The 18,096-nt window shown below is 68.0% G+C and carries 16 protein-coding genes and 6 tRNA genes; 9 read left to right on the top strand and 13 right to left on the bottom strand.

From position 1 onward, the window contains the following. The first annotated feature begins 35 nt into the window (after positions 1-35). The 7 genes from dapD (at position 36) to FHT38_RS08480 (ending at position 7,453) form a co-directional block, all read left to right on the top strand. A complete protein-coding gene (gene dapD, locus FHT38_RS08510) occupies positions 36-854 on the top strand; it encodes a 2,3,4,5-tetrahydropyridine-2,6-dicarboxylate N-succinyltransferase (protein ID WP_091724337.1) in 819 nt (272 codons plus the stop codon). 40 nt (positions 855-894) lie between these two features. Beyond that, positions 895-2,061 carry a PilT/PilU family type 4a pilus ATPase gene (locus FHT38_RS08505; RefSeq protein WP_091724336.1) on the top strand — a complete coding sequence of 389 codons (1,167 nt, stop codon included), beginning with the start codon at positions 895-897 and terminating at the stop codon, positions 2,059-2,061. Positions 2,062-2,081: 20 nt separating this feature from the next. Further along, positions 2,082-3,233 (top strand): succinyl-diaminopimelate desuccinylase, encoded by a 1,152-nt coding sequence (dapE, locus tag FHT38_RS08500; protein WP_183491236.1) that lies wholly within the window; start codon positions 2,082-2,084, stop codon positions 3,231-3,233. Beyond that, positions 3,230-4,123, top strand: coding sequence for a 50S ribosomal protein L3 N(5)-glutamine methyltransferase (prmB, locus tag FHT38_RS08495; RefSeq protein WP_183491234.1), 894 nt, complete (start codon positions 3,230-3,232; stop codon positions 4,121-4,123). The genes dapE and prmB overlap by 4 nt, the downstream gene beginning before the upstream one ends. Further along, positions 4,120-6,141, top strand: coding sequence for an ATP-binding cassette domain-containing protein (locus tag FHT38_RS08490; protein ID WP_183491232.1), 2,022 nt, complete (start codon positions 4,120-4,122; stop codon positions 6,139-6,141). Before prmB ends, FHT38_RS08490 begins: the two co-directional genes overlap by 4 nt. 319 nt (positions 6,142-6,460) lie before the next feature. Beyond that, positions 6,461-6,979 carry a MarR family winged helix-turn-helix transcriptional regulator gene (locus FHT38_RS08485; protein ID WP_255488770.1) on the top strand — a complete coding sequence of 173 codons (519 nt, stop codon included), beginning with the start codon at positions 6,461-6,463 and terminating at the stop codon, positions 6,977-6,979. 39 nt (positions 6,980-7,018) lie between these two features. After that, the gene (locus FHT38_RS08480) at positions 7,019-7,453 is read left to right on the top strand and encodes an organic hydroperoxide resistance protein (protein ID WP_091724331.1); all 435 of its coding nucleotides are present in this window, start codon (positions 7,019-7,021) and stop codon (positions 7,451-7,453) included. A gap of 138 nt (positions 7,454-7,591) precedes the next feature. Here FHT38_RS08480 and FHT38_RS08475 read toward each other — a convergent pair whose 3' ends face one another. Continuing rightward, positions 7,592-8,524, bottom strand: a complete 933-nt coding sequence (locus FHT38_RS08475) for an asparaginase (protein ID WP_183491228.1) — start codon at positions 8,522-8,524, stop codon at positions 7,592-7,594. A gap of 114 nt (positions 8,525-8,638) precedes the next feature. Here FHT38_RS08475 and lexA point away from each other — a divergent pair, with 114 nt between their 5' ends. Then, positions 8,639-9,316, top strand: a complete 678-nt coding sequence (gene lexA / locus FHT38_RS08470; protein ID WP_183479122.1) for a transcriptional repressor LexA — start codon at positions 8,639-8,641, stop codon at positions 9,314-9,316. A gap of 17 nt (positions 9,317-9,333) precedes the next feature. After that, positions 9,334-9,639, top strand: a complete 306-nt coding sequence (locus tag FHT38_RS08465; RefSeq protein ID WP_183479120.1) for a helix-hairpin-helix domain-containing protein — start codon at positions 9,334-9,336, stop codon at positions 9,637-9,639. A 92-nt stretch (positions 9,640-9,731) separates the two neighbouring features. Here the strand turns inward: FHT38_RS08465 and FHT38_RS08460 are convergent. The 12 genes from FHT38_RS08460 to folC form a co-directional block, all read right to left on the bottom strand. Then, positions 9,732-9,808: transfer RNA gene (locus FHT38_RS08460), tRNA-Asp, on the bottom strand. 102 nt (positions 9,809-9,910) lie between these two features. Beyond that, positions 9,911-9,986 (bottom strand) — tRNA-Glu (locus FHT38_RS08455). Between the two features lie 59 nt (positions 9,987-10,045). Further along, positions 10,046-10,121: transfer RNA gene (locus tag FHT38_RS08450), tRNA-Ala, on the bottom strand. A gap of 47 nt (positions 10,122-10,168) precedes the next feature. Further along, positions 10,169-10,245: transfer RNA gene (locus FHT38_RS08445), tRNA-Asp, on the bottom strand. A 182-nt stretch (positions 10,246-10,427) separates the two neighbouring features. After that, positions 10,428-10,503: transfer RNA gene (locus FHT38_RS08440), tRNA-Glu, on the bottom strand. Between the two features lie 42 nt (positions 10,504-10,545). After that, a tRNA-Ala gene (locus FHT38_RS08435) sits at positions 10,546-10,621 on the bottom strand. Positions 10,622-10,766: 145 nt separating this feature from the next. After that, positions 10,767-12,158: a glutamate--tRNA ligase gene (gene gltX / locus FHT38_RS08430; protein ID WP_183491225.1), complete on the bottom strand. Its 1,392-nt coding sequence runs from the start codon at positions 12,156-12,158 to the stop codon at positions 10,767-10,769. Continuing rightward, positions 12,155-13,399: an O-succinylhomoserine sulfhydrylase gene (locus tag FHT38_RS08425; protein ID WP_183491223.1), complete on the bottom strand. Its 1,245-nt coding sequence runs from the start codon at positions 13,397-13,399 to the stop codon at positions 12,155-12,157. Before FHT38_RS08425 ends, gltX begins: the two co-directional genes overlap by 4 nt. Beyond that, complete coding sequence (gene purF / locus FHT38_RS08420) at positions 13,399-14,910, bottom strand: amidophosphoribosyltransferase (protein ID WP_091724326.1); 1,512 nt, start codon at positions 14,908-14,910, stop codon at positions 13,399-13,401. Before purF ends, FHT38_RS08425 begins: the two co-directional genes overlap by 1 nt. Positions 14,911-14,970: 60 nt before the next feature. After that, positions 14,971-15,459 carry a CvpA family protein gene (locus tag FHT38_RS08415; protein WP_091724325.1) on the bottom strand — a complete coding sequence of 163 codons (489 nt, stop codon included), beginning with the start codon at positions 15,457-15,459 and terminating at the stop codon, positions 14,971-14,973. A gap of 83 nt (positions 15,460-15,542) precedes the next feature. Then, positions 15,543-16,529 carry an SPOR domain-containing protein gene (locus tag FHT38_RS08410; RefSeq protein ID WP_183491221.1) on the bottom strand — a complete coding sequence of 329 codons (987 nt, stop codon included), beginning with the start codon at positions 16,527-16,529 and terminating at the stop codon, positions 15,543-15,545. A 152-nt stretch (positions 16,530-16,681) separates the two neighbouring features. Then, complete coding sequence (gene folC / locus FHT38_RS08405) at positions 16,682-18,061, bottom strand: bifunctional tetrahydrofolate synthase/dihydrofolate synthase (RefSeq protein WP_183491219.1); 1,380 nt, start codon at positions 18,059-18,061, stop codon at positions 16,682-16,684. Between the last annotated feature and the right edge of the window lie 35 nt (positions 18,062-18,096).

The following is an 18,096-nucleotide window of genomic DNA, read 5'->3' as shown; positions in this document are numbered from 1 at the left end:
CGACCCGAATCGATCGAATCCTCGAGATCCCCACCATGACGCAAGACCTGCAATCCATCATCGACCTGGCCTGGGAAGGCCGCGCCAACCTGACCTCGGCCAACAGCCCGGAAGTCCGCGCCGCCGTGGACGAGGTCCTGGCCCGCCTGGACGCCGGCACGCTGCGCGTGGCCGAGCGCAAGGCCGTCGGCGAATGGACGGTGCACCAGTGGGTCAAGAAGGCCGTGCTGCTGTCCTTCCGCCTGAACGACAACCGCCAGATGGGCGCCGGCGACATGACCTTCTTCGACAAGGTCCCGACCAAGTTCGGCGGCATGAGCGACGAGGCGCTGCGCGCCACCGGCGTGCGCGTGGTGCCGCCGGCCGTGGCCCGCCGCGGCAGCTTCATGGCGAAGAACGTGGTGCTGATGCCGTCCTACGTGAACATCGGCGCCTACGTCGACGAGGGCACGATGGTCGACACCTGGGCCACCGTCGGTTCCTGCGCCCAGATCGGCAAGAACGTCCACCTGTCCGGTGGCGTGGGCATCGGCGGCGTGCTGGAGCCGCTGCAGGCCAATCCGACCATCATCGAGGACAACTGCTTCATCGGCGCCCGCTCCGAGATCGTCGAAGGCGTGATCGTCGAGGAGAACTCGGTGATCTCGATGGGCGTGTACATCGGCCAGAGCACCCCGATCTACGACCGCGAGACCGACACCGTCTCCTACGGCCGCGTGCCGGCCGGCTCGGTGGTCATCAGCGGCAGCCTGCCCAAGAACGACAAGTACAGCCTGTACGCCGCGATCATCGTGAAGAAGGTCGACGCCGGAACGCGCGCCAAGACCTCCATCAACGAGCTCCTGCGCGCCTGAGCCCCCCACTGAAGAAAAGCATTCGTCCGGAGGAGACCGCATGAGCACGGGAAACATGGAGCGCATCCTGCGCCTGATGGCCGAGAAGGGCGCGTCCGACACCTACCTGTCGGCCAACATGCCGGTGCTGATCCGGATCAACGGGCAGATGCTGCAGCTGTCCGACCAGTTGCTCACGCCGGCCCAGCCGCGGGCGCTGATCTCCGAGGTCCTCGACCCGCAGCACCTGGCCGAGCTCGACGCCAACGGCGAGCTCAACATGGCGGTCTCGATTCCCAAGGTCGGCAGCTTCCGGCTCTCGGGCTTCCGCCAGCGCGGCTCGATCGCGGCGGTGTTCCGCCACATCCCGCACGTCATCCCGACGCTGGACAGCCTGTCCCTGCCGCCCGTCCTGGGCAAGCTGATCACCGAGAAGCGGGGTCTGATCCTGATGGTCGGCGCCACCGGCACCGGCAAGAGCACCACGCTCGCGTCGATGCTGGAGCACCGCAACCAGACGATGACCGGTCACATCCTCACGATCGAGGATCCGATCGAGTACCTGTTCACCAACAAGCGCTCGCTGGTCAACCAGCGCGAGGTCGGCCGCGACACCGCCTCGCTGAACACCGCGCTGAAGAACGCACTGCGCCAGGCGCCGGACTGCATCCTGATCGGTGAGATCCGCGATCGCGAGACGATGACCGCCGCGATCTCGTACGCGCTGTCGGGCCATCTGGTGGTCGCCACGCTGCACGGCAACAACAGCTACCACGCGCTCAACCGGATCATGTCCTTCTACACGCCGGAGTCCCGCCCGGCGATGCTGAACGACCTGGGCGCGGGCCTGAAGGCGGTGATCTCGCAGCGCCTGGTGCGCGCCGCCGCCGGCGGCCGCGTGCCGGTCACCGAGATCCTGCTGAACACCAAGCTGATCGCCGAGCTGATCGAGCAAGGCGACTTCGCCGGCGTGAAGGAGGCGATGGAGAAGTCGATCGCCGAAGGCTCGCAGAGCTTCGAGGAGCACTTCGCCAAGCTGATCACCGAGGGCACGATCACCCGCGAGGAAGGCCTGGCCTTCGCCGACTCGCCGACCAACCTGCTCTGGCGCCTGCAGAACGACGGCCCCGGCGTCAAGCCCGGCGGCCCGGGCGCGTCGAAGAAGGAAGAGCCGGCCGAGGACACCGCCAACTTCACCTCGATCACGCTGGACGTGCAGCCGGGTTGATGCCCGCCCACCCTGATCCCATGGACGACGACACCCTTGCGCTGCTCGAGCAGCTGATCGCCCGCGCGTCGGTGACGCCGCAGGATGCCGGCTGCCTGGAGCTGATCGGCGCCCGGCTGGAAGCGGCCGGTTTCGCGCTCGAACGGATGGACAGCGGGCCAGACGACTTCCGCGTCAGCAACCTGTGGGCGGTGCGCCGCGGCGCCGCGGCGGAAGCGCCGGTCCTGGTCTTCGCCGGCCACACCGATGTCGTCCCCACCGGCGATCTGGCCAAGTGGAGCAGCGATCCCTTCGTGCCCACGGTGCGCGACGGTCGCCTCTACGGGCGCGGCGCGGCGGACATGAAGACCTCGCTGGCGGCGATGGTGGTGGCGGCCGAGACCTTCGTCGCCGCGCATCCGGAACACCGCGGCAGCGTCGCCTTCCTGCTGACCAGCGACGAGGAAGGCCCAGCGCGCGATGGCACGGTCGTCTGCGTCGAGCGCCTGCGCGCCCGCGGCGAGCGGCTGGACTACTGCATCGTCGGCGAGCCGACCTCGGTCGAGCGCCTCGGCGACACGGTCAAGAACGGCCGCCGCGGCTCGTTGTCGGGCAAGCTGCGCGTGATCGGCATCCAGGGCCACGTCGCCTATCCGCAGCTGGCGCGCAATCCGGTGCACCAGGCCGCGCCGGCGCTGGCGGAACTCGCGGTGACCGAGTGGGACGGCGGCAACGCCTACTTCCCGCCGACGACCTTCCAGATCTCCAACATCGCCGCCGGCACCGGCGTGGGCAACGTGATCCCCGGCGAGCTGGTGGTGGACTTCAACTTCCGCTTCTCGACCGAATCGACGCCCGACACGCTGCGCCAACGGGTGCACGCGCTGCTCGATCGCCATGGGCTGGAGTACACGCTGGACTGGTCGCTCTCAGGCGAGCCCTTCCTGACGCCGGTGGGCGCGCTGTCGGCCGCGATCAGCGCGGCCATCGAGGCCGAAACCGGCGTCACCACCGAACTCTCCACGACCGGCGGCACCTCGGATGGGCGATTCATCGCCAAGCTGTGCCCCCAGGTGGTGGAATTCGGACCGCTCAATGCGAGCATCCACAAGATCGATGAATACGTGCCGCTGGACCAGATCGCGCCGCTGACGCGCATCTACCGCCGCACGCTGGAGAATTTGCTGCTGTGACGCTGTTGGAATTGATCGAGGCCCAGGCCGCCCGCCTCACCGAGGCGGGCGTTTCATTTGGGCATGGCACCACGAACGCCTTCGACGAGGCCGCCTGGCTGAGCCTGTGGGCGCTGGACCTGCCGCTGGACGCGCTGGACGCGCATGCGGGCGAGCCCGTCGACGACGCGGGCCGCGAGAAGGTGGAGGTCCTGGTCGAGCAGCGCATCGCCACCCGCAAGCCGGCCGCCTACCTGACACGCGAGGCCTGGCTGCAGGGCGTGCCCTTCTACGTCGACGAGCGCGCCATCGTGCCGCGCAGCTTCATCGCGGAGCTGCTCGCCGACGCGACCATCGATGCCTGGCTGTCGGACCAGACCACCCGCGTGCTGGACCTGTGCACCGGCAACGGCAGCCTCGCCGTGCTGGCGGCGATGGCCTGGCCGGAGGTGTCGGTCGACGCGATCGACCTGAGCGCGGACGCGCTCGCGGTCGCGGCGATCAACGTCGAGCGCCATCAACTCGGCGACCGCGTGCGGCTGCTGCAGGGCGACGGCCTGGCGCCGGCGCAGGGCGCGTATGACCTGATCCTCTGCAATCCGCCCTATGTGAACAGCGCGTCGATGGCCGCGCTGCCCGACGAATACCGCGCCGAACCCGAACTCGCGCTGGCCGGCGGGGCCGATGGCATGGACTTCATCCGCCGCCTGCTGGCCGATGCGCCGGCACGGATGAACGAGCATGCGGTGCTGGTCCTGGAGATCGGCAACGAGCGCGCGTTCTTCGAGGCTGCCTTCCCGCAGCTCGAAGCGGCCTGGCTCGAGACCTCGGCCGGCGAGGACCAGGTGCTGCTGTTGACGCGCGAGGCGCTGGTGGCGGCCGGCTTCGGCGCCGAGGGAGCGTCCGCATGATCACCTTGCGCAACGTCGTGCTGCGCCGCGGCACCAAGGTCGTCCTGGACGATGCGAGCGTCGTGCTGCAGCCCGGCGAGAAGGTCGGCCTGGTCGGCCGCAACGGCGCGGGCAAGTCCAGCCTCTTCGCGCTCCTGACCGACCGGCTGCACAGCGACAAGGGCGACGTCGAGATTCCGCGCCACTGGGCGCTGGCCGAGGTCGCCCAGCACATGCCCGAGACCGACATGCCGGCCACCGAGTTCGTGCTCGAGGGCGACATCCGCCTGATGGCCGCCCGCCAGGCGCTGGCCGACGCCGAAGCGGCCGACGACGGCCACGCGATCGCCGATGCCTACGCGCAGCTGATGGACGCCGGCAGCCTCGATGCCCCGGCCCGCGCGCAGGCGCTGCTGATGGGCCTGGGCTTCAAGGGCACGCAGGTCGATGCGCCGGTGAACAGCTTCTCCGGCGGCTGGCGCATGCGGCTGCAGCTGGCGCGCGCGCTGATGTGCCCGTCCGACCTGATGCTGCTGGACGAGCCCACCAACCACCTGGACCTGGACGCCCTGGTCTGGCTGGAAGCCTGGCTGCAGCGCTATGAAGGCACGCTGATCATCATCAGCCACGACCGCGAATTCCTGGACGCGATCACCAAGGTCACGCTCCACCTGGACGATGCGAAGCTGCATCGCTACGGCGGCAACTACACCGCCTTCGAGTCGATGCGCGCCGAGCGCATGCTCCAGCAGCAGCAGGCCTTCGACAAGCAGCAGGAGCGCATGGCGCACCTGCAGAAATTCATCGACCGCTTCAAGGCCAAGGCCTCCAAGGCCAAGCAGGCGCAGAGCCGCGTGAAGGCGCTCGAGCGCATGGAGAAGCTGGCACCCGTGCTCACCGCGTCGGACTTCAGCTTCGAGTTCCGCGAGCCGCTGAACCTGCCCAATCCGATGCTGATGTTCGACACCGTGTCCGTGGGCTACGACACGGACGAGGGCGAGAAGGTCATCGTGCGCGGCATCGACCGCTCCGTGCTGGCGGGCCAGCGCTTCGGCATCCTGGGCGCGAACGGCCAGGGCAAGTCGACCTTCGTGAAGACGGTGGCGCGCATGCAGCGCGCGATGGGCGGCACGATCACCGAGGGCAAGGGCCTGTCGATCGGCTACTTCGCGCAGCAGGAGATGGACGTGCTGCGGCCCGACGAAGGGCCGCTGATGCACATGATCCGGCTGGCCAAGGAGGTCAGCCCGAATGCGCGCGAACAGGAGCTGCGCGACTTCCTGGGCCAGTTCCGCTTCGTCGGCGACATGGTCAACCAGGAGGTTGGCAGTTTGTCCGGCGGCGAGAAGGCGCGGCTGGTGCTGGCGATGCTGGTGTGGCAGCGCCCCAACCTGCTGCTGCTGGACGAACCGACCAACCACCTGGACCTGCAGACGCGCGAGGCGCTGTCGATGGCGCTCAACGAGTTCGAAGGCACCGTCATGCTGGTCAGCCACGACCGCGCGCTGCTGCGCGAGGTCTGCGACGAGTTCTGGCTGGTGGCCGACGGCAAGCTCGCGCCCTTCGATGGCGACCTCGACGATTACCAGCGCTGGCTGCTGGAGCAGTCCAAGGAGGCCGCGAAGCTGGCGAAGGAACAGGCCAAGCAGGCGATTCGCGAGGCCCGGGCCACCGGCAAGGCCGAGGCACCACTCGCCGCGGCCGCACCGGCCCCGGCCGTCGCGCCGCCACCCGCCGCGGCGCCCGCGCCCTCGCCCGTCAAGCGCGAGGACCGCAAGCTCAGCGGCCAGGCCCGTCAGAAGCTCAACGAGCAGACGCGCCCGCTGCGCAAGGAGATGGAGCAGATCGACGCGAAGATGAAGGCCTGGGCGGAGGAACGCGCGGCGCTGGAAGCGCAGCTCTCCAACCCCGGGCAGACGCCCGCACAGATCGCCGACGCGGGCAAGCGGCTGAAGGCCATCAGCGATGAGATCGACGAAGCCGAGATGCGCTGGCTGGAGCTGAGCGAGCAGGTCGACGCCGTTCAATCGGCCGGCTGAGCGCAAAGGCTCAGCGATCTGCGCAGGGCTTTGCCCTCACCCCTCCCTCTCCCGCAACGCGGGAGAGGGTGTTCTCACCGAGACCTTCGAACGGGTGGCCTCGAATGGATGTCGTCGGACGGGTGGGGCTCCTTCGCGTCCCCTTTTTCCGTGCTGGCGGCGCTCGTCCCAGGCACCGATAGTTCGCCTCAACGGCGGACAAAGACCATTTCAATTGCGTGCAATTGAATTGCTCGCTACATTTCATCCCATGCCGAAGACGAACCCTTCCAGCCCCCAGGACGCTGCCGCCGTCAGCACCGCTGGCGGCCAGCCCTCGATGCCCGCCGGCACCGACTGGCTGAAGCTGGACGTTCAGCTCTGCTTCGCGCTGTATTCGACCTCGCTGGCGATGACCAAGCTCTACAAGCCGCTGCTGGCGCCGCTGGGCCTGACCTACCCGCAATACCTCGTGATGCTGGTGCTGTGGGAGACGGAGGGCCTGGGCGTCTCGGAGCTGGGACAGCGTCTGAGCCTGGATTCCGGCACGCTCACACCGCTGCTGAAGCGGCTCGAGGCCAGCGCGCTGATCGAGCGCCAGCGCGCCCGCGGCGACGAGCGCCGCGTCGAGATCCATCTGACCGCCGCTGGCCGCGCACTGCGCGATCAGGCGGTAGGCATTCCCGAGCAACTGGCCTGCGCCAGCGCCTGCGGGCCGGCCGAGCTCGAATCGCTGACACGCCGTCTGCAGGCCTTGCGCACCAAGCTGCTGACCCACCTCGCCGCAGATTCCGCCGCAGATTCCGCCGCCGATCCCGCCGCGCTCACGGAGAGCGACGGCGAGGACGGCAACCCCTGACCCCAAGCGTTCTTTCCCCTCACCACCAAGGAGCCCCACATGGCCATCGAAAAAGCCCTCTACACCGCCACCGCCACCGCCACCGGCGGCCGCTCCGGCACCGCGCAATCGTCCGACGACCGCCTGAAGGTCCAGCTGTCCACGCCCAAGGCGCTGGGCGGCGACGACGGCGCCGGCACCAACCCGGAACAGCTGTTCGCCGCAGGCTATTCCGCCTGCTTCATCGGCGCGATGAAGGCCGTCTCGGCCCGCAACAAGGTCGCCCTGCCAGCCGAAGTCTCGATCACCAGCGAAGTCGGCATCGGCCCCCACGCCAACAAGCCGGGCGCCTTCGGCATCGCCGTGGCGATGAAGATCTCGGTGCCGGGCATGGACCGCGCGCAGCTGGAAAAGCTGGTGGCCGACGCCCACGAGGTCTGCCCCTACTCGAACGCCACCCGCGGCAACGTCGACGTCACGCTGACGATCGTCTAAGCCTTCCGCGGCGCCCGGTCACCACCGGGTCGAGCACAAAGAAAAGCGCCGGTCATGCCGGCGCTTTTTCATTCATGGGTCCAGCCGTCGACGCTTCGCTCCGTCGCGACCGACGAAGCCACTCGCGACGGCTGTGGTTCAGCGTTGCAGCAGGCTGAGCATCAACTCGACACGCGCCGCCCACGGCGACAGCGCGGCGGCGGGCTCATCGCCGGCGCCCACGATGCGTCCCTGCGCGCACCGCGTCGTCCGCCACACCGGCACGCCGGCCTCCTTGAGCGCGCGCACCGGCGCCTCGAGCACCTGATTCACCGTGCCGTTGCCCGTGCACGCCAGCACCAGCCCCTGGAGACCGGCCGCTCGCCAGGCTTCGAGCGACCGCGCATCGGCGCCCGCATGGCTGGCGAGCACCTCCACCCAGGGCCACTGGCTCGCGTCCTCCGGCAACAGCGCCGCGCCGAGCGCCTCGCCCCCCGGCCAATCGCGGAAGCGCCGCACGACGCCCTCCTCCACCACGGCCAGCGGCCCGGCGTCAGGCCCGGCCTCGAAGGCGTCGAGCCGGTAGCTGTGCGTCTTGCGCAGCTCGAGCCCGGACCAGACCTGCCCCGCCACGACGGCGATGACGCCTCGCACGCCTTCGCTCTCGGCAACGGCCACGGCGTCCAGCAGGTTCTGCGGACCATCCGCCTGGATGGCGGTCGCCGGCCGCATCGCGGCGGTCAGCACGACCGGCTTCTCCGGCGCCAGCACGCGCTGCAGCAGATAGGCGGTCTCTTCCAGCGTGTCGGTGCCGTGCGTGATCACCACGCCGCGGACCTCGGGCCGGTCCAGGTGCTCCCGCACCCGCTTCGCCAGCCGCGCCCAGGTGGCGTGATCCATGTCCTTGCTGTCGAGCTGGGCCAGTTGTTCGGCCTCCAGCGACTTCGCCGCGAGCGCCGGGACCGCCTTCACCAGCGACTCCACCGACAGCGAACCCGCCTTGTAGCCGACGTTGTCCGTGGCGCTGCCGGAGGCGCCGGCGATCGTGCCGCCGGTGCCGATGATCACGAGGGTCTGGGGCGCGCTTTGCAATTTGTCGTCTCCTGTATAAAAATCCAGATGCTGGATGGATTCTCAGGCGGCTTTCGAACCCTCGAAGCCGTTTTGCATTCCAACCAGTCCTCCATGGAATAAAGGCCTGTGCTCGTGGATACACCGCCCAAACTCACCGCCCGCCAACAACAGATCTTCGATCTGGTCCGCGACAGCATCGAGAGCACCGGCTCGCCGCCCACGCGCGCCGAGATCGCGCAGCAACTCGGCTTCAAGTCCGCGAACGCCGCCGAGGAACACCTGCAAGCGCTCGCCCGCAAAGGCGTCATCGAACTGGTGGGGGGCACCGCGCGCGGCATCCGCCTGCCGTCGACCGCGCTGCGCCAGGTCAACCGCGCCCGGGAGCACAGCCAGTTCGCCCTGCCGCTGGCCAGCCTGGCGCAGCTGACGCTGCCGCTGGTCGGCCGCGTCGCTGCCGGCGCGCCCATCCTCGCCGAGGAACATGTGGAGCAGCACTATAGCGTCGACCCCTCGATGTTCTCGAAGGCGCCGGACTTCCTGCTGCGCGTGAAAGGCATGAGCATGAAGGACATCGGCATCATGGACGGCGACCTGCTCGCCGTGAAGAAGACCAGCGAAGCGCGCAACGGCCAAGTCGTCGTCGCGCGCCTGGGTGACGAGGTCACCGTGAAGCGCTTCCAACGCCATCCGGATGGCATCCGACTTCTCCCGGAGAACGCCGATTTCGCCCCGATCGAGGTTACGCCGGATGAGCAGTTCGCCATCGAAGGCCTGGCGGTGGGATTGATCCGCTCCGGCGGGTTTCACTGAGCGGGTACGAGTGCCGCATGGCTGCGCGAAAGACGCACACGAAAGCGGCTTCGGCCGCTGAATGCCTCACGCTGCGGCAAATTCCCAACATCGGTCCTGCGATGGTTCGGGATTTTGAATCGATGGGGATTCGGCAGCCCGCGGATCTCATCGGCGCCGATGCATTTGCGCTCTATCAGCGGATTTGCAAACTGACCGGCAAGCGCCACGATCCCTGCGTTCTGGATACCTATATGGCGGCCGTCGATTTCATGAACGGTGCCTCGCCCAGAGATTGGTGGAGTTATACCGCCCAGCGCAAGCGCGAGTATCCGGACCTCTGAATATTCCGTGGGCGTGACCCGCCTTAACCAGAATGAGACCGGAACGGGCAAAGAAAAAACCCTGCCGATTTGTATCGACAGGGTTTCAATATTGGCGGAGTGGACGGGGCTCGAACCCGCGACCCCCGGCGTGACAGGCCGGTATTCTAACCAACTGAACTACCACTCCAGATACGACGCTGTTGAGCGCGTCGATATCATTCGCGAACAAGTTTCGCTGCAAGCCAACGGATCCATTCAGAACCGCGATGCAGCCAAGCCTTGCCAAACTTGGCGTCCCCTAGGGGATTCGAACCCCTGTAATCACCGTGAAAGGGTGGTGTCCTAGGCCTCTAGACGAAGGGGACTGAACCTTCTTGCTGTGACTCGGTCAGTGCGTACCGGCAACCCAGACTCCCAAGGAATCTGGTGGAGGTAAGCGGGATCGAACCGCTGACCTCTTGCATGCCATGCAAGCGCTCTCCCAGCTGAGCTATACCCCCGAATGCTGACGCATCGAATCGGTACGCTGCCCGAGCCTCAACTGTGTTGGCGGAGTGGACGGGGCTCGAACCCGCGACCCCCGGCGTGACAGGCCGGTATTCTAACCAACTGAACTACCACTCCAGATACTCAGAATCTTTCGATTCCTTCGCATCAAACTGGTCTCGCTTTGATTCGATCAATGACTTGATCGCTTCTCTGCGTCGATTTCGTTACTATACCTGATTTTGACAACGCTTAAATCGAGTTCCGAAGAATTTTCGATTTTCACGTTCAATCTCAGTCAGTAACCAAGCTCGAAAACTTGGCGTCCCCTAGGGGATTCGAACCCCTGTAATCACCGTGAAAGGGTGGTGTCCTAGGCCTCTAGACGAAGGGGACTGAACCTTCTTCCTTGAACCGCGCGCCACGCAAACCGAAGTTTGGTGGAGGTAAGCGGGATCGAACCGCTGACCTCTTGCATGCCATGCAAGCGCTCTCCCAGCTGAGCTATACCCCCTTTGGGGATTCGAACCGATTCGATTCAACTACTTTTGAATCTCATCGGGGAGCTCGCGCTCCCCGTTTTGATTCGCCGTCTGCTGCTTCGAAGTTCGTTTCGAACAACGCGCTGTTCAAGCGAGAACGAGAGTATAGAACGAGTTTTAAACGGAACGCAAGCGGTTCAACAAAATTTCTTTGTCGAAGAGTTCCAGCACCGCATCGACCGACGGCGTCTGCGCGCGGCCGCAGGCCAGCACGCGCACCGGGATGGCCAGTTGCGGCATCTTCAGGCCGTGCGCCGCGATCGTTTCCTTGATGGCGGCGCTGATGGAAGCCTTGTCCCAGCTGGCCAGCGCCTCGAGCTTGTCGGCGAACGCGAGCACGGCCGGCTTGACCGCGTCGGTCAAGTGCTGCACGCGGTCGGCCTCGCTGGGCGTCACCGGCGACACGTACATCGCCAGCCAGTCCGCCAACGCGACCGTCGTGCTGCATCGGTCCTTGAACAGGCCGCACATCGCCTCCAGCCGCTGCGGCGCGCTCAGGCCGCGCTTGGCCAGTTGAGCGCTCACCAGTTCCGCCAGACGGGCGTCATCGGCCAGCTTGATGTAATGCGCATTGACCCATTCCAGCTTGGCCGGGTCCCACTGCGCGGGGCTCTTGGAAATGTGACTGCCGTCGAACCACGACACCAGCTGCTCGCGCGAGAACAGCTCGTCGTCGCCGTGGCTCCAGCCCAGGCGCGACAGGTAGTTCAGCATCGCCTCGGGCAGATAACCGTTGTCCTCGTAGGCGGTCACGCTGACTGCGCCGCGGCGCTTGGACAGCTTCAGCCCGTCGTCGCCCAGGATCACCGGGATGTGCCCGAAGGCCGGCAAAGGTGCGCCCAGCGCATTGAACAGGTTGATCTGCCAGGGCGTGTTGTTGATGTGCTCGTCGCCGCGGAAGACATGGGTGATCTTCATGTCCCAATCGTCGACCACCACCGCGAAGTTGTAGGTCGGCACGCCGTCCGGACGCAACAGGATCAGGTCGTCGATCTCGCGGTTGTTGATCGTGATGGTGCCCTTGACCAGGTCGTCCCAGCTGACATCGCCGTCGATCGGATTCTTGAATCGGACCACCGGCGACACGCCGGCCGGGATCACCGGCAGCGTCTTGCCTGGCTCCGGGCGCCAGGTGCCGTCGTAGCGGCGCTTCTCGCCGCGCGCTTCCTGGCCGGCCTTCATCGCGGCCAGCTCTTCGGGCGAGCAGTAACAGCGATAGGCGGTGCCCGCGGCGATCATCTGCTCGATCACCGCGTGGTAGCGCTCCAGGCGCTGCATCTGATAGACCGGGCCCTCGTCGTAGTCGAGGCCCAGCCACTTCATCGACGCCAGGATCTGGTCGACCGAATCCTGCGTCGAACGCGCGACATCGGTGTCCTCGATGCGCAGCACGAATTCGCCGCCGTGGTGACGCGCATAGGCCCACGAGAACAGCGCGGTGCGGGCCGTGCCCAGGTGCAGGAAGCCCGTCGGCGACGGCGCGATGCGGGTGCGGATGGGAGAGGTCATAGCGAGTTCAAACCACGGGCCAGGTCGGCCTTGATGTCTTCGATGTCTTCGAGGCCCACCGCGACGCGGATCAGCCCCTGCGTGATGCCGGCCGCCTGGCGTTGCGGCTCGGTGAGCCGGCCGTGCGAGGTGCTGGCCGGATGGGTGATGGTGGTCTTGGTGTCGCCGAGGTTGGCGGTGATGGAGCAGATGCGTGTCTGGTCGATCACGTGGAAGGCGGCGGCGCGACCACCGTCCTCGGCCGCCCGGGCGCCGCCCTTGACGATGAAGGACACCACCGCCCCGCCCTGCCCGCCTTGCTGGCGCATCGCGAGCTCATGCTGCGGGTGCGACTTCAGGCCCGGGTAATAGACGCGCTCGACGCCGGGATGGGCCTCCAGCCATTCGGCCAGCCGCGCGGCGCTGGCGGTCTGCGCCCTCATGCGCACCGACAGCGTCTCCATGCCCTTGAGCACGACCCAGGCGTTGAACGGCGACAGCGACATGCCCACCGAACGCATCACCGGCGTGAACACCTCGTCCACATGTTTCGACGACGCGCAGATCGCGCCGGCGATCACGCGGCCCTGGCCATCGAGGTACTTGGTGCCGGAGTGGATGATGAAGTCCGCGCCCATCTTCGCCGGCTGCTGCAGCGCGGGGGATGCGAAGCAGTTGTCGACCGCGAGCAGCGCACCGTGGCCGTGCGCGATGTCCGCCAGCGCGGCGACATCGCAGACCTCGGTCAGCGGATTGGTCGGGGTCTCGGCGAACAGCAGCCTGGTGTTGGGCTGCAGCGCGTTCTTCCATTCCGTCAGGTCGGTCTGCGAGACGAAGGTCGTCTGGACGCCGAACTTGCCGAACTCGCCCTGCAGCAGCTTGATCGTCGAGCCGAAGACCGAGCGCGAGCACACGACGTGATCGCCGGCCTTCAGCAGGCCCATCACGAGCAGCATGATCGCGGACATGCCCGAGGACGTCGCGATGCAGGCCTCGGTGCCCTCCAGCGCCGCGAGCCGGCGCTCCATCATCATCACCGTCGGGTTGGAGAAGCGGCTGTAGACGAAGGCCTCCTCCTCGTTGGCGAAGCGGCGCGCGGCGGTGGCCGCGTCCGGATGCACGAAGGAGCTGGTCAGGTACAGCGCCTCGGAGTTCTCGCCCCAGGGCGACGGCGGCAGGCCCTCGCGGACAGCGAGCGTGTCCAGGCGCGCGTCGGCCGGCAGGTCCACGCGCGGGATGCCCCCTTGCTTTTCGTTGGCCATCATTGGTCTCCGCCGCTCTGCAGCGCGAGGCGGCTGCGCGCCGGCAGGTCCTCCTCCTCGGGCTGCGACTTGCGCTGCGCCTGCAGCGTCGCGAAGTCCTCGGCCGACACGTCGCCGGTGATGTACTGGCCGTCGAAGCAGGAGGCCTCGAAGCCGTTCAGACCCGGACGCAGCTGGGCGACGACGCGCTTCATCGCGTCGACATCCTGGTAGATCAGCGCGTCGGCGCCGATGAACTGGCGGATCTCCTCGATCGAGCGGCCATGAGCGATCAGTTCCTCCTTCGTCGGCATGTCGATGCCGTAGACGTTGGGGAAGCGCACCGGTGGCGCGGCCGAGGCCAGGTAGACCTTGTTGGCGCCGGCCTCGCGGGCCATCTGGACGATCTCCTTGGAGGTCGTGCCGCGCACGATGGAATCGTCGACCAGCAGCACGTTGCGGCCCTTGAACTCCAGGCCGATCGCATTCAGCTTCTGGCGCACCGACTTCTTGCGCGTGGACTGGCCCGGCATGATGAAGGTCCGGCCGACGTAGCGGTTCTTGACGAAGCCCTCGCGGTACGGCTTGCCGATGCGGTGCGCCAGCTGCATCGCCGACGGGCGGCTCGATTCCGGGATCGGGATGACGACGTCGATCTCGCTGGGCGGGATCGTCGAGATCAGGCGCTGGGCCAGCGTCTCGCCCATGTTCAGGCGCGCCTGGTAGACCGAGATGCCGTCCATCACCGAGTCCGGGCGCGCCAGGTAGACGAACTCGAACATGCAGGGGTTCAGCGTCGGGTGCTCGGCGCACTGCTGCGTGTGAATGGTGCCGCTGGTGTCGATGAACAGGGCCTCGCCGGGCGCGAGGTCGCGCGTCAGCGTGTGACCGGTGCCCTCGAGCGCGACGCTCTCGCTGGCCACCATCACCTCGCCGTCGCCCGACTGGCCGAAGCACAGCGGCCGGATGCCATAGGGATCGCGGAAGGCGAGCAGGCCATGGCCGGCGATCAGCGCGATCACGCCGTAGGAGCCCTTGATGCGCTTGTGCACCGTGCCCACGGCCTTGAAGATCTGCGCCGGCGTCAGCGGCAGGTCGCGGCCGGCCATCTCCAGCTCGTGCGCCAGCACGTTGATCAGCACCTCGGTGTCGCTCTCGGTGTTGATGTGGCGGCGATCGACCTCGAACAGCTCGTCCTTCAGCGCATGCGCGTTGGTCAGGTTGCCGTTGTGGACCAGCACGATGCCGTAGGGCGCGTTGACGTAGAACGGCTGGGCCTCTTCCTCGGAGTAGGCATTGCCGGCGGTCGGGTAGCGGACCTGGCCCAGGCCCACGTTGCCGGGCAGCGCGCGCATGTTGCGGGTGCGGAAGACGTCGCGCACCATGCCGCGCGCCTTGTGCATGAAGCACTTGTGGCCCTGCATCGTGACGATGCCGGCCGCGTCCTGGCCGCGGTGCTGCAGCAGCAGCAGCGCGTCATAGATCAGCTGGTTGACCGGCGCCTTGGAAATCACACCGACGATGCCGCACATGGGAGGTCCTTCAAAGCTCTGGAAACGGGAGGAAAGCGAAGACCCGGGCGCTCGTGACGCTCAGGCCGGAATGTAGTCGTGCAGCGCCGCCGGCAACAGCGGCCGCAGCTGCGTCAGCGCCGCCTGCAGCCAGGGCGCGGCCTGCGATTCGGTCCAGGCTTGCGAGCGCACCGCCGGTGTCATGCCGACGATGACGGTGGCCAGGAGCGCCAGCAGCACCGCGCGCAGCACGCCGAAGGCCGCGCCGCCGAGCCGGTCGATCACGCCCAGCGGCGTCGCGTGAATCAGCGCCCGGACCAGCTTCGCGCCCAGGCCCCACACCAGCAGGACGAGGATGAAGCCCAGCACCAGTCCCAGCGCATGGATCAGCGCCGGGCCGACCTTCTCCGGCGGGATGAAGCGCTCGATGAACGGGGCGACGAAGGGCGACGCCAGGTAGGCCACGCCCCAGCCGGCGATCGTCATCAGCTCGAACACCAGGCCGCGCCAGGCGCCCAGCAGCACCGAGATCGCCAGCAGGCTCAGCAGCGCGATGTCGACCCAGTTCATCGCGGTGCTCCGCGACGGGCAACTGGCGATCGGGGCGCGAAGCGTTCATGGCCGGGCATCGTCCTGGTCTCCGTGCCGGCCCGTCAGAGCGTCAGCACGGCCGAGGAGAGACCACCGCCGCGCACCTTCGCCGCGACCTTGTCCGCCTCGTCCCGCGAATTGAACGGCCCCACCCGCACGCGGATGCGCTTGCCGTCGGCGGTCTCGACCGCCTGCGTGTAGGTCTTCAACCCGAGCCGCTCGACCTTGGCGCGCACGTCCTGGGCGGCCTTGCCGTCGGCGTAGGCACCCACCTGGACGATGAAGCGCCCGCCGCCGGCGGCGGCATCGGGCTTGCGGTCCGACGCGGACCGGCCTTCCAGCAAGGCCTGCGCGCGGGCGGCGTCGGCCGACCGGGTGTCGGGCTTCGATTCGGGCTTGGCTTCGGGCTTGCGCTCCGGCTTGGCCTCGGGCTTCGGCTCGGGCTTGCGCTCCGGCTTGCTGCTTTCGGGCTTGCTGCTTTCAGGCTTGGACTCGGCCCGCGTGTCGGGTCTGGACTCCGGCTTGGGCTCGACGCGCGCCGGGCGTGCCGATTCGGCCATCGTGGCGCGTTCGTCGGGCTGCGTCGCCATGCGCGTCGGCGGCATCGCCTGCGCGACCTGCTGCTCCGGCGTCGCGGTCTGGGGCGGCGGCACCGCGCGGTCGGCGGCGGCCTGCTCGGCGGACTCGGTGATGATGCCGCGACCGGCATCGCCATCGGCGGCCGGGGGACGCGCGGTCTGGGCGGTCGGCGCCGGGATGTTCAGCGGCGCGGCGCCGTCCTTGCGCGGGATGTCGATCGGCAGGTCCACCGGGATGGGGCGGGGCTGGGTCTCGAACAGCAGCGGGAACACGATCACCGCCACCCCCACCAGCACCGCCGCACCGATCAGGCGCCGCCGGGCCCGCAGGCGCAGTTGCTGGACGTCGTCCACCGCCTCGGCGCCACCGCGGGCACGGCCACGGCCACCGTCGCCGGCGCGCCCCCGCTCGGCACCGCGGTCGCCGGCCTCATTCGCTTCGCCGCGCTTCAGGAAGGAAAGAAATCCCATGTACTCGGAAGACCTGGTTGGTGCCGCGCCGCCCCGGAGCGGAAAGTGGTCCTGGCGCATCTGCGGACAGGGCCGCCGACTTCAATCGCGACAGATTCGAATGCAGCGTTGCGATGCGTTCAACGCGCGGTTGGCGCGGCATGGGCGGTCCCTCAGGGCGCGGCTTCCGGCTGGACGCCGCCGCCCAATCTCGGGATGCCGTGCTTGAGGATGCCGCCCACGGTGAAGAACGAACCAAAGACCAAAATTCTATCAGCGGGGTCCGCCTCGGCCGCCGCGGCGGCCAGCGCCGAGGCGGGGTCCGGATGCAGAGAACTGCCCACTTCCTTCGGCGTCTGCAGCGCGCCGGCGGCGCGGGCCTCGTCGAAGCGCTGCTGGAGCGCCTGGGCGGTCGCCGCACGGGCGATCGGCAGGTCGCAGAAGTGCCAGTGGTCGATCAGCGGCGAGATCCGCGCCAGGATGTTGGCCAGGTCCTTGTCGGCCATCGCGCCGAACACCGCGCGGGTGCGCGGGTAGAAGCCCATCTGGTCCAGGTTCTGCGCCAGCGCCGCCACCGCGTGCGGGTTGTGCGCCACGTCCAGCACCAGCATCGGCGAGCCCGGGATCACCTGGAAGCGCCCCGGCAGCTCCACCAGCGCCAGGCCGGCGCGTACCGCCTGGGCGGAGATCGGCAGCCGCTCGTACAGCGCCTCGAACACGGCCAGCACGCCGGAGGCATTCAGCAGCTGGTTCACGCCACGCAGCGCCGGATACGACATGCCGCTGTAGCGGCGCGAGCGCCCCGCCCACTGCCACTGCTGCCGGTCGCCCGAATAGGTGAAATCGTGGCCCAGCTGACGCAGGTCGGCCCCGATCGAGGCCGCATGCGCGGCGATCGAGGCGGGCGGCATCGGGTCGGAGACGATCACCGGCTTGCCCGGGCGCATGATGTGCGCCTTCTCGCGGCCGACCGATTCGCGGTCCGGGCCCAGGTATTCGGTGTGGTCCAGGTCGATGCTGGTGATGACGCTGCAGTCGGCATCGATCGCGTTGACCGCGTCCAGCCGCCCGCCCAGGCCGACCTCCAGGATCACCAGGTCCAGCGGCTCCGCGGCCAGGCGGTGCAGGATCGCGAGCGTCGTGAACTCGAAATAGGTCAGGGTCAGCTCGCCGCGCGCGCGCTCGACGGCCTCGAAATGCGGCAGCAGCGACGCGGCATCCACCGGCGCCCCGCCGACGCGGCAGCGCTCCTGGAAGTGCACCAGGTGCGGCTTGATGTAGAGGCCGACGCGGTAGCCGGCCTGCAGCGCGATGCTCTCCAGCATCGCGCAGGTCGAGCCCTTGCCGTTGGTGCCGGCGACCATGACGACGGGCGTGTCCGCGCCGAAGCGCAGGCCCAGCCGGTCGCGCACCTCGGCGACCCGGGCCAGCGTCATGTCGATCTCCTTGGGATGCAGCCGCTCGCAGCGCGACAGCCACGCCTCCAGCACCGGCTGGGCGTCGCCGCCCGGGGCCAGTTGCGGGATCGACAGGTCGTTCGGGGAAGAAGTCATCGGAATGTCCAAGGCTCAAATGAAGACGGCCAGAC

This window comes from Mitsuaria sp. BK041 (assembly GCF_014193085.1).
Classification (GTDB): Bacteria; Pseudomonadota; Gammaproteobacteria; order Burkholderiales; family Burkholderiaceae_C; genus Roseateles.
This window is presented reverse-complemented; position numbering and strand designations above follow the sequence as displayed.